Origin of the sequence: Terrilactibacillus laevilacticus (genome assembly GCF_006517395.1) — a bacterium.
Classification (GTDB): domain Bacteria; phylum Bacillota; class Bacilli; order Bacillales; family Sporolactobacillaceae; genus Terrilactibacillus; species Terrilactibacillus laevilacticus.
Map to the genome: position 1 here is coordinate 150,801 of NZ_VDCY01000002.1, position 12,417 is coordinate 163,217.

Genomic DNA, 12,417 nt, shown 5'->3' on the forward strand with positions numbered 1-12,417 from the left:
TATTTGATTTAACTCACACGTTTCTTTACTTGAGGATGATACTGACCTTCCCATTTTGAAACGACAACCGTTGCAAGGGCATTTCCAACAATATTGACCGCTGTTCTTGCCATATCAAGGATTCTTTCAATACCTGCAATAAAAGCGATACCTTCTAGAGGGATCCCGACTGTTCCAAGAGTCGCAAGTAAGACGACAAACGATGCACCTGGTACGCCCGCAATACCTTTAGAAGTTAACATGAGCATGAGCACAAGCATAATTTGACTTGAAATAGACATATGCATTCCATACATCTGGGCAATAAAAATAGCGGTAATCGATTGATAGAGGGTTGAACCATCCAAGTTAAACGTATAACCCGTCGGAATAACAAAGGACACGATGGATTTTGAACATCCATAATTCTCTAGTTTTTGCATTAACCGAGGCATCACAGATTCTGAACTCGCCGTGGTGTAAGCTAATATGATTTCATCCTTAAGCAAACGTAGTAATGAGAAGTATTTTATTTTCGCTATATAGGCAACGATAAGGAATACGACAAAAACAAGGAAGATCATACTACCATAGACAACAATGGTTAATTTACCTAACGCTACCAACGATGATAAACCAAATTTAGAAACGGTAATACCAATGAGGGCAAATACCCCAAATGGTGCCAGTTTCATCACTTGGTTGGTGACCCAAAACATGGTGTCTCCTACCCCTTGAAAAAAATGAAGAACCGGCTTTCCTCGCTCTCCTACAAAGGTGAGACCTGTCCCGAATATGACAGCAAAAAAGACAATCGCAAGCATGTCGCCATTCGCCAAAGATTCAAAAATATTTGTCGGCACGATATTTACAAAAGTATCGACAGCGCTATGTTGTTCCACTTCTTTTTCTGTTTGCATATAAGAACTAATATCCGCTTTTTCTAATTGATGACGGTCCACACCTGCTCCTGGTTGAAAAATATTAGCAAAGAGCAAGCCGATAACAATGGCAATGGCTGAAATAATTTCAAAGTAAACGATTGTTTTAAGCCCTAATTTTCCGACTTTTTTTAAATCACCAACACTAGCAACGCCAACAATAATTGACGCCAGTACAATTGGAACAACAATCATTTTAATCGCTCGTAAAAACACATCAGCTATGGGTTGTAAGAAGGTGGCAACTTCTGGCTGACCATAAAAGATCGTTCCAACAATAATACCTAAAATAAGTCCTATGACGATTTGCATAGCTAAACTAAATCTCAACTTCTTCACTTATAAATCTCCTCTGTTTCTCTAAACTATCCTTATTTTCTGTTTTTTTAGAATAGATGATGACTTTTCTGTTTCTATTTCTCATGGTTTATCTCTCTATTTGCAGGGCTCTCAATAAAACCTTATTTTCAGAATAAAATAGGGTGCCATTTCAATAAAAATCAGAAAAAAACTGACTGCGAAAGCTAATTGGATGCTTTAACACAGCCAGCCTCCTTCCTCCTGATTTAAATATTTCTGTCTTACATACTTTCAGGAGCATGAACACCGATAAGATCCATCGCATTGTTCAAGGTAATCTTTACTGCTTTCATTAAGGCTACACGAGCGCGACTTAATTCTTTGTTCTCTGGATCAAGGACTTTCTCCGCATTGTAGAAACTATGCAAGGTTGAAGCAAGATCGAAGAGATACGTTGTCATCCGTTGAATAGCCAGTTGTTCGGCACTATCTGCGATGACTTCAGGAAATTCTCCGATTTTCTTTAATAAATCAATTTCTTTTTCACTGGTTAAAAGTGATAAGTCCACGTCTTCAAGGGATGCTGTTTCATAGCCTTCCGCCCGTTTGAGCATGCTGCATATTCTAGCATGAGCATATTGTACATAGAAGACCGGATTCTCATTTGATCTTGAAACAGCAAGATCAATATCAAAGTCTAGGTGACTGTCCGAGCTTCTCATCGCAAAGAAGTAGCGCATCGCATCTGTTCCAACTTCTTCCATTAACTCTCTTAAGGTCACTGCTTTACCCGTACGCTTACTCATTTTCACTTTTTCACCGTCTTTGAATAAGTTCACGAGTTGAATAATTTGAACTTCAAGACGATTTGGATCGTAACCAAGCGCTTCCATCGCTGCCTTCATTCTCGGAATGTAGCCATGATGATCAGCTCCCCATACGTTAATGAGTTGATCAAATCCACGTAAGAATTTATTTAAATGGTAGGCAATATCTGGCGTTAAATACGTATAAGACCCATCACTTTTGATCAGTACCCTGTCTTTGTCGTCGCCAAATTTTGTTGATGCAAACCACAAGGCACCGTCTTGTTCATACGTATGACCACGTTCTTTTAATTTTTCCAATACCGATGTAATCTCACCTGATTCATATAAAGATGTCTCAGAGAACCAAACATCAAAATGGACGCCGAAATCACTTAAGTCTTTCTTTATATTAGCCATTAAGTGTTCGACTCCAAAGTTACGGAAAAATTGAATCCGCTCTTTACTTGGTTTATTAACGTATTCATCTCCATATTTTTCTGCTAATTGTTTACCCAATTTGACAATATCTTGTCCTTGATACCCGTCTTCAGGCATCTCTTTTTCAATGCCTAAAGCCTGAAAATAGCGCGCCTCTAGTGAAGTGGCAAGGTTACCAATTTGGTTTCCTGCATCGTTAATATAGTACTCGGGACTCGCCTCATAGCCCGCTTTTCTTAGAATGCGAATTAATGTATCTCCAACCGCGGCTCCGCGAGCATGACCAAGGTGCAAGCTGCCTGTAGGGTTAGCAGAGACATATTCGATTTGAATTTTCTTTCCTTTGCCTTTTGTCGATTGACCGTAGCCATCGCCTTCTTTTAGGATGGTAGGAATTAATTTAGTCAAGTAGCTATTGTCTAAGAAAAAGTTAATGAACCCTGGTCCAGCTATTTCGATCTCGCGGATATTGCCTTTCTTCTTGTCAAAGTTTTCAACCAAAGTCTCGGCAATTTTTCTTGGCGCTTGTTTCGCAATACGTGCAAGCTGCATGGCCATATTCGTCGCAAAATCACCGTGCGCCTTATCCTTAGGTGTTTCTAATACTACATCAGGTATGTTCTCAGCAGAAGCAAGCTCTGCTTTCAATACCGCCTGTATAATCTCGTCCTTTAATTGTTGTTTTACTTGTTCAACAACTGTCATTTTCATCCTCCTAAAAGTGCTAAAAGCTGATGCTTTAGCGTAGGTCTTACTGCCCATAACACGGAAATATTGGAAATCTTCCATCGGTAGGGACTTTTTCACAGATAATTAGATGGGGCTAAAGCCACCTTACTATCCGTTAATAGGGGCTATTTGATAGGTTAAATCAAAATACCCAACGTATTGTCCTTGTACCTGTAGTTCGTAGTTTAATTGGATCCATCCTTGTTTTAGATGGCTATCCCATAATGCCTTGATTTTATGAGTTTTAGCCAGTGTATTCATTTCGCCATAAGGCCCTGAATAACTACCAGCCATTTCCTCATTTTTTACTAAAGGCTGATTCATTGAAACATGACCCTTCCTTTGAATGAGTGCTTTTCCTTTCGACACTTTTATCAAAGTATGTATCGTTCCATGATCATCTATTTCATCAAACTTCACATATAATGCGTCGTTTTTCATATAAAAATAACCATTATCCGTTTTCGGAGTGGTCTTTGTCACTTTTTCTGTCTCATCAATGGCTTTTGATATTAATACAACGTTAACGGCAAGTTTATCGATTGGTCTCACTCCACATCAAAAAAAATAGAGACTTTTACTATTCTATCATAAAAAAGGTCTCTCTTTCACTATTATAGACAAAACAAGCGTTAGTTCAACATTTTCAAGTTTTTTTTCAATGAATGTTTCATAATGTTAGAAAATTAGACATATTTCCTTTCTTTTTTAAACACCTTGTCAAAGAGGGAGTGTTAGCATTTGTGTATCTAACAATCATTAGATTTCACAATTGAATTCGATAAGTTAAAAATCCCCATAAAAAAAACCGACCAATCTGTCGTTAATCAAACAGATCGGCCAGCTATTCTTCTTTTAAAATTATTTAAGACTCGTTTCCTCAAAATATTCACTCAACCTAACAATCATTTGACCCATTTTTTGATTTTCTGGCTGAATTAATTTCTTGATCCCTTGCTCCTCAAGTTCACCCGCTGTTACTTTTCCTACAGCAACAGCTAAGACTTGGTCATTAAACGCTTTAACTAATGACGCTTTTTGATCCGGCTGCTTAAACAGATTCCGCACTTGTGTTTTACTCGTGAAAACGACAGCATCGAGCGATTGTTCAACAATTTTCTCCGTTAATGAAAGAAGTGTCTCTGGATCCGGCTGTTTATAAGAATAAGGTTTTGATAAATAGGGATCAAATCCTAGACTTTCAAATTGTTGCTTGAGTTCTGCATCATCCTGATCATAGAGCTGCAAATAGACTCTTTTTCCTTTTTCATTTTCCCGCTCCTGCTTAAAACTAGATATCAGATGTTTCATTGTGCCATCTTCAGAAACACGATCAGGAACGAGATTGTGATCTTTTAGCCACTTGAGCGTTTTGCTGCCACGAATGGCAAGCGGGGTCTTTTGCAAGCTTTGCAGAAAGCGATCCTTCTCATTTATTTTTTCAGCAGCCTCTTCTAACGTTCTTGCCCCAATTCCTGTTGTCAAAACGATCCAATCAAATGGTTCATCGACTAAAGTTTTGACATTTTCCTTACACACTTCATCATTTAAAAGCCATTGACCTTGAATGGAATAAATGCTAGGTGTTCCGCCATGTTTTGTCACTAACGTTGATATATTCTCTGCTTGGCGCTCGGCTGCAATCCCAATTGTTTTGTTGACTAGACCTTTCATAATTTCGCCTCCCTCATTTCTTCGTTTTCAATTGTTCAATTAAGTTTCTTTGTTTCTCTTTGTTCTTGAATTCATCATCTAGTAGTTTTCTTAAAAAATCAATTTTTTCACTTTTAGATAAGGAAGAGCCTTTGATGAGCTTTCGGCAATCATACAAAAAATCGAGATACGCCTCGCATTGTTCATCGTCAAATAATGTCCGCAGCTGTTGACTTATCATTTTAGCTAATGTCGGACTCGCTCCTCCTGTTGACGTACTAACGGTCAATCGCCCTTTTCGAAAAAAAGAGGGGAATGTCATATTTCCCCTCTCAGCATCTTCTGTATTATTAATGAGCGCATGGCGAGGGGCTCCCTCAACGACCTGCTGGTTGATCACTGGATCATTTGTTGCTACGATAACGACGTCTGCATTCGCAATATCTTGTTTTTCAAATGGTTTTTGTTTCCAAATGAAATCGCCATTTCTATGTAACGGCTGAAGTGACGCCACAATTGACGGACTTACAATCGTCATATGAGCACCTGTTTCTAACAGTAACTGCAGCTTACGAGCGGCGATATTCCCTCCGCCAACAATGACGACATGGCGTCCGCTTAAATCGATCATGACAGGGATCAAAGTCATTCCTGTTCCTCCCATTTACCCTGTATTAACTCTTAAAATCTATCAATCAATGAACGGGTGTTGACAAAATGGCTTCTTTGACCCGATCAGAGAGAGCGCCCGCCATATTAGGATGCAACCCAAGATATTGACAGAAAATAACTTTATTTGTTGTGTTGAGTGATTCAATCTTTTTCTTCATTGATTTAATTAATAATCCTGTAAACCATAAGTAAGGAAGAATGATTATGGTTTCATTTTTCTGATCATCTAAATGGTGTAGAACATCATTAAATGAAGGTTTTAACACTGCCAAGTAACATATATCCAATGTTTTAATCTGAATACGTTCTTTCAGTTTACTGGCTATATTCTCTATATCCCTTTGAGTTTCTGGATTTCGGCTGCCTCTACCGACAAGTAAGAGTCTAGCCTTTGATAAATCAGGAATTTCAGCTTCCTCGAGTCTGTCGACAAGAACATCAATCAAACGATCTTGGACACCAAGAGGCTTCCCATAAGTTAACGTTATGTCAGGATACAAACATTTAATATCCTCAATGGCTTTTGGTATATCCTCATAGTAATGCCCTGCACTCAATAAAAGAACAGGAACAACCGCTATGTGCGTGGCTCCTCTTTTCACAAGATTCTCTATGCCTTCAAAAATGTCGGGTTTTGAAATCTCTAAATAACAAATTTCTTGCAGGGGAACTTGGACTTGTTTTTGCGCCATTTTGATACATTGTTCTGCTTCACGAAGGGCTTCTTTGTTTCGGCTTCCATGACTGACGTATAATACACCTTGTTTATTCATGATGCTCTTTCTAACCCGTAATTGCCTGAATGGTTTTGTCGATGGACAAGGGTTCAAACCAATTTAATTGATCTCTTAATTGAACCACTTCCCCAATAATAATTAACGAAGGATTTTTCACAGTGGCGGCTTTCTCACAAATATTAGTTAACGTACCAGAGACTGTTTTTTGTCGCTCTGTCGTTCCCCAATGAATGAGGGCGATCGGTGTTTGTGGATCTTTGCCATGCTTGATCAGCTGGTTACAAATAACTGGCAAATTTTTGACGCCCATGTAAATACATAAGGTATCAATGCCGACAAACTGAGACCAATACTTGTCCACATTATCTTCATGTTGGGTCATCCCAGCAATAAAGGCGACTGATGAGCTAAAATTCCGGTGGGTTAATGGGATGCCGGCATATGCTGGAGCAGCAGAACCGGACGTAATCCCTGGTACAATTTCAAAGGGGATTTGCTTTTTAACAAGTTCTTCGGCCTCTTCCCCACCTCTACCAAAGATAAAAGGATCTCCACCTTTTAATCTCGTCACGATCTTTCCTTGATTAGCAAATTTACAAAGTAGATGATTGATACTATCTTGACTCAACGCATGATGATCAGGACGCTTCCCGCAATAGATAAGCTCAGCCTCTTTCTTTGCATAATTTAAAAGTTCGGGATTCACAAGCCGGTCATACAAAATTGTATCGGCTTGTTGAATCGCCTTTAATCCTTTAACTGTAATAAGATCAGGATCCCCAGGTCCAGCGCCGACTAAATATACTTTTCTCATCATTCCACCTCTTTCTTTAGGATGAACCACAGAACTTGCCCCTCGTTACTTAGTCACTCTTTTAGTTCAATATACATCATCAAAGACGATTCAAGCTATACTTTTTTATCCACCTTAACGGGCAGTAAAACCCCCACTGATGGAAGTTTCACTTTACCATATTATCCTTTGGTTACCCATTGTTTTTGGATTAAGAGATCGATTAACTCATCTGCACAAGCCTCAGCCTCTTTTTGGCCAGAATGCAACGTCAATTCTGGGGATAACGGAGCTTCATAAGGTGAGTCTATTCCTGTAAACGATTTTATTTCTCCACTTCGTGCCTTTTTATAAAGCCCTTTTGGATCACGTCCCTCACATTCTTCCAATGGACAGTCAACGTAAACCTCTAAAAACTCGCCATCTTCGAGATTTTCTCTGACTCGATCACGATCTGCGCGAAAAGGAGAGATAAACGCGACTATTGCAATTGTACCGCTATCGACGAATAGTTTGGCCACTTCGCCAACTCGTCTGATATTTTCTTGTCTGTCTTCTTCACTAAATCCAAGACCTTTGTTCAAACCATGACGGACATTATCGCCGTCTAGCAAATAAGAGTTGACATTTAGGGCATATAGTTTTTTGTTTAAAATATTGGCAATCGTTGACTTTCCTGCTCCTGAAAGACCGGTTAACCAAATCACGCCGCTAAAGTGACCATTCTTTTTGCGATAATCCTGCTTTGTAATCGTCTGGTTGTGCCAAATAATATTTGTATCCACGTTTACATTCACCCTCCTTTTTATATTATTTTAAGAATTGATGCCTTCCGTCTTTTTTAACCCGGCAATAAGGACGTCAACCACTTCTGGACGACTAAACGTAACTGGTGGCCTTTGACCACTACGTAAAAGCTCTCTAACTTTAGTTCCTGATAAAATCACGTGCTGATCGTCATCATGTGGGCATGTTTTATGTGAAGCCATTCCTTCGCAAGCCTTGCAATAGAAACTATGTTCAAAAAACATCGGTGTAATGCCTAATTCACCATCTTTAAAATTACTGAAGATTTTTTGAGCATCATAGGTGCCATAATAATGGCCAACACCTGCATGATCGCGGCCGACGATGAAATGAGAGCAGCCAAAATTTTTCCGAACGATCGCATGGAAGATAGCCTCTCTTGGACCTGCGTACCGCATCGCTGCAGCAAACACAGCTAAGAAAACATGTTCTTTTGGATAATAATGTTTTAGTAAAACTTGATAGCTTTCCATCCGGACATCTCCTGGAATGTCATCACTTTTTGTTTCACCAACCAATGGATTGATAAAAAGACCATCAACGGTTTCTAATGCCGTCTTCTGAATGTATTCATGAGCTCGGTGGATCGGATTACGTGTTTGAAAACCAACCACTGTTTTCCAGCCAAGTTGTTCAAATCGAGCGCGTGTTTCTTTAGGATCTAAAAAGAATGATTCACTATGCGCCCGTTTAGGTCTTTTAACTAATTTGATTTCGCCACTAACATAATAGTCTGGTCTTGAGAAAAGTTTTTTCACACCAGGGTGCGCAAGGTCTGTCGTTTGATAGACAAACTGGGCTTCTTTTTCTTTATCAGGTTGGTAGATATCTTCAACTTGGATATAACCGTATGTCTCATTTTCTTTTATGAATTGAGCCGTGTCGCCTTTTTTTAATTGCCTCGCTATATTTTCGTCGACTGGTAACGTAATGGGTATGCTCCATGGCTCACCAGAGGCTAGATGCATCGTTTCGACAACGGATTGATAGTCCGCTTGATTCATAAATCCTTTTAATGGACTATAGGCTCCATTTGCGATTAATTCTAAATCACTCAATGCCATCGCATCGATATTGATTTGTAATACTGTTTCAGGTTGATAAGATTCCGATTCAATTTGATTTACTAAATGACCACCGTGTGGTTTGATTAAAGTCATTTACAAAACCTCCTCATTCTTATGTGATATGACGGTTACAGATGTTTGCTCCGTCTTTTTTTCGTTAAAAAGTTTTTTTAAATGTTTTGTTTTTAATAAACTTGATGTACATAAAGTTGCGAGTATTACACATAAAATGATGACGACAGAATAAAAGTTATAGCGAACGCAAGCCTGAATGAGTAGATAAGCCACGATCAGCGATAATACAGGGGAAACTAACCAAACTTTAACAATTAATTTAATAATGGGTTGTTTCCAAACGGTTTGCCCGTTTTTTGAGGCACTTACGCCAGCTATCGCAGATGTTGTTACCTGTGTAATAGGGATAGGCAGACCATATACAGAGGCCAGGGTCACAAGGATCCCAGACACACCTGAGATGGCAATACCATTAGGTACCGATAGTTTCACGATTCGTTTTGCACTCGTTTCGATGACCCGACTGCCAAGCGATAATACCCCGATAACCATAAATGCCGCTCCTGTCAAAATACCAATATGTAACGGAACAAGACTGGCCCCTACTAGAGGTCCAATGGCATTCCCCACATTATTCATTCCTGCGGCATAAGCTTCCAAGCATCCAGCCAAAATTAATGTGATGCCCCCAATTTTCTTCCACTTGGCATTAAATTGTCTTTTGCCTGAAAAGAAGCGGTCACCTCCCTTCACAAGGAGATAGGTCGTCAGCATAGCCACAATAGGTATAAGAATCCAAAACGAAAAAATAATGAGTAATTTGTTTAAATTTAAAGATTGAAAGGCGATCCCGGCACCAACAATAGCGCCAACCGTCACTTCGCTTGTCGATAAAGGAATACTAAGCAAATTAGATATAAACAACGTTCCAGCTGAAGCGGCCAAAATAATGACAACAATTTCTGGCGTTAAGAAATGCGATGGAATAATCGAGTGACTGAGTGTTTTTACAACAGGGCCACTGCCGAAAACGGCTCCTGACATCAGGGCTATTGAACAAATGATAAGCGCCCATTTCTTTTGGGGTATAGCTCCTGCACCATAAGATACGCTCATCGCCGCGGCAGACCCGCTGGCGCCGATGTTAAACGCAAAAAAGTAAGCCAGAATAAAAGAGAGAATAACTATTTCCATGTTTTAATGGCCTCCTTTTTCAACCGTATGCAAACCGCATTCGGTTTTCTGTAAGCCCACCCATCTTCCTTCACGTGAATCTCCACCAGCACTAACCGCTTGTGTACATGGGAAACACCCAATACTTGGATAACCGTGATCATGTAATTCATTGTAATCTAAGTTGTTTTCTTTGATATAATCCCAAACATCATCCCAAGTCCAATAGATTAGTGGACATATTTTTATCGAATGAAAACGATCATCTTTATTGACAAAATTCGTCTTGCTTCTTGACGGCGATTGTTCTCTTCTTAAGCCCGATAGCCAACTGACAGCCCCACTTAATGTATCTTCGAGTGGTTTAATTTTACGTAAGTAACAGCATTGATCAGGCTGCCTCTTCCAGAGTGCTGACCCATATTTTTCAGCTTGTTCATCAACCGTTAAATCCGGCTTTTTCATCTGAATCCGTAGACCAGGATATTTCTTTTTTACTTTGTCAATTAATTCATAAGTTTGGGGAAAATGTAGGCCTGTGTCTAAGAAAACCACTGTAGCATCTTTTTTGATTTTAGAAATCATATCAATTAAAACGATGCCCTCTGCACCAAAACTACAAGCATAAATCATCGAGTCGCCATACGTATCGTAAGCCCATTCTAATACCGATTCAGCTCCTTTGGTTGCATCATTTGGTTCAAAGTCTATAAACGGATCCTCAACAAATGTGTCATACGTAATCTGAGGTTTCACTCCATTGTCCTCTTTTCTTATTAGTTTACTAAGAATTAGATTTTTTTAAGACATCTTTTTGTATAAGATGATGATTTTAGTCAAATCATGTCACATTTTTTATAAGAGGTTATTCAAAAAGTCACCAAATGATAAACTACGAATCTTGGCGCCCTCTTGTTTTTCCGGTCCTCATGTAGTAAAAACCTGCATTCCGGGCCTCGGGAACTGCCGCCTTGATCTTCTTGCTTCTAATTTGCCACCTTTTTGAACACGCACTATAAGATGTAATGCTAGATTTTTATTTTTAATCCCTAGTATTTTTATAGGATTGTTACCCATTTTATAACACACTTTAGTTTGAGTCAACAGAAATTTGTAATAAATAAACAAGTTTCTTACAATTTTCGATATATTCCTAGATACTTACTAGGATTTACTTTTTTCACCATAAAATAATCTTTAAAATGCCAAGCGAACTTGGTGTTGTTTTTCGTCTTTTCCCTTAGGCTAATTACTCAAGATAAGATTAATTCATCTTACTCAATTTATGATGTTTTGACACCCATTTTTTAAAAAATATAGGTAAAGAAAACTTGCCGATTGCGGGGCTAAAGGCGAAGATAAAATCCTAGTACTTTATACCTCTAAACATTTCTACTTACTTAAAGTATAAAAAAAAGAGCCTGACACGATTGTCAGACCCATCCGAGCAGGATTTCTCTTACAAATTTACTTGCTGCTATCGACGTTTGTTCTGTCGGATCATAAGCTGGTGCTACTTCAACTATATCAGCTCCAACCACATTCAACTCGGACTCAGCGATGAGCTTGATGGCTTCAAGGAGTTCTTTTGATGTAATACCGCCAGCTTCTGCAGTCCCGGTTCCTGGTGCAAATGCCGGGTCTAGCACATCAATATCAATGGTGACGTAGACAGGGCGTCCTGCTAGTTCTGGCAAATACTTCTGCAGAGGTTCAGCGACGTCAAATTTTTCAAGAACCATACCGGATTCTTTTGCAAAGGCAAACTCTTCTCTCATTCCTGAACGAATACCAAATGAATAGACGTTTTTCGCACCAATTAACCCACACACTTTTCTCACTGGTGTGGAATGGGAGAGAACTTCTCCTTCATACTCCTCACGTAAATCAGCATGGGCATCAATATGAATCAGAGCCAAATCCGGATACTTTTTTGCCATGGCTTTAATCACAGGCCATGTCACTAAGTGTTCACCACCAAGTCCAAGCGGAAATTTTCCATCATTAAGTAACTTATCAACATAACGTTCAATAAGCCCTAAGCTTTTTTCGGCATTACCGAATGGAAACAAAATATCACCTGCATCGTAATAATTCACTTCTTCTAAATGTTTATCCATATAAGGCGAATATTCTTCTAATCCAACCGAGGCTTCTCTGATTCTTCCTGGGCCAAATCGTGATCCCGGCCTAAAGCTGACCGTATAGTCCATCGGCATCCCATAAATGACAGCTTCTGCAGCGTCATAGTCCTTTCGGCTCATGATAAATACTTTCCCAGAATATGCTTCATCAAAAATCATG

12 protein-coding genes are annotated in these 12,417 nt (G+C 39.2%); all 12 read right to left on the reverse strand.

All coding sequences use genetic code 11. From position 1 onward, the window contains the following. Positions 1–8: 8 nt before the first annotated feature. Complete coding sequence (locus FG390_RS03740) at positions 9–1,232, reverse strand: cation:dicarboxylate symporter family transporter (protein WP_141189909.1); 1,224 nt, start codon at positions 1,230–1,232, stop codon at positions 9–11. Between the two features lie 269 nt (positions 1,233–1,501). Continuing rightward, on the reverse strand, positions 1,502–3,172 hold the full coding sequence (argS, locus tag FG390_RS03745; RefSeq protein WP_141189700.1) for an arginine--tRNA ligase: 1,671 nt from the start codon (positions 3,170–3,172) through the stop codon (positions 1,502–1,504). 132 nt (positions 3,173–3,304) lie between these two features. Continuing rightward, positions 3,305–3,748, reverse strand: a complete 444-nt coding sequence (locus FG390_RS03750) for a YwiB family protein (protein ID WP_141189701.1) — start codon at positions 3,746–3,748, stop codon at positions 3,305–3,307. A 309-nt stretch (positions 3,749–4,057) separates the two neighbouring features. After that, positions 4,058–4,870 (reverse strand): uroporphyrinogen-III synthase, encoded by an 813-nt coding sequence (locus FG390_RS03755; RefSeq protein WP_141189702.1) that lies wholly within the window; start codon positions 4,868–4,870, stop codon positions 4,058–4,060. Positions 4,871–4,883: 13 nt separating this feature from the next. Next, positions 4,884–5,498 carry an NAD(P)-binding protein gene (locus FG390_RS03760; protein WP_181406362.1) on the reverse strand — a complete coding sequence of 205 codons (615 nt, stop codon included), beginning with the start codon at positions 5,496–5,498 and terminating at the stop codon, positions 4,884–4,886. Positions 5,499–5,544: 46 nt separating this feature from the next. Continuing rightward, on the reverse strand, positions 5,545–6,294 hold the full coding sequence (locus tag FG390_RS03765; RefSeq protein ID WP_141189704.1) for a sirohydrochlorin chelatase: 750 nt from the start codon (positions 6,292–6,294) through the stop codon (positions 5,545–5,547). A 10-nt stretch (positions 6,295–6,304) separates the two neighbouring features. Continuing rightward, a complete protein-coding gene (cobA, locus tag FG390_RS03770) occupies positions 6,305–7,072 on the reverse strand; it encodes a uroporphyrinogen-III C-methyltransferase (protein WP_141189910.1) in 768 nt (255 codons plus the stop codon). Positions 7,073–7,233: 161 nt separating this feature from the next. After that, positions 7,234–7,836 carry an adenylyl-sulfate kinase gene (gene cysC, locus FG390_RS03775; RefSeq protein ID WP_141189705.1) on the reverse strand — a complete coding sequence of 201 codons (603 nt, stop codon included), beginning with the start codon at positions 7,834–7,836 and terminating at the stop codon, positions 7,234–7,236. Positions 7,837–7,866: 30 nt separating this feature from the next. Further along, positions 7,867–9,018, reverse strand: a complete 1,152-nt coding sequence (gene sat, locus FG390_RS03780) for a sulfate adenylyltransferase (RefSeq protein ID WP_141189706.1) — start codon at positions 9,016–9,018, stop codon at positions 7,867–7,869. Then, positions 9,019–10,134, reverse strand: coding sequence for a sulfate permease (gene cysP / locus FG390_RS03785; RefSeq protein ID WP_141189707.1), 1,116 nt, complete (start codon positions 10,132–10,134; stop codon positions 9,019–9,021). It lies immediately after the preceding gene. Between the two features lie 3 nt (positions 10,135–10,137). Then, entirely contained in the window at positions 10,138–10,869 is a 732-nt protein-coding gene (locus FG390_RS03790) for a phosphoadenylyl-sulfate reductase (RefSeq protein ID WP_141189708.1), read from the reverse strand. Between the two features lie 677 nt (positions 10,870–11,546). Then, positions 11,547–12,416, reverse strand: coding sequence for an agmatinase (speB, locus tag FG390_RS03795; RefSeq protein WP_141189709.1), 870 nt, complete (start codon positions 12,414–12,416; stop codon positions 11,547–11,549). Position 12,417: the final 1 nt, after the last annotated feature.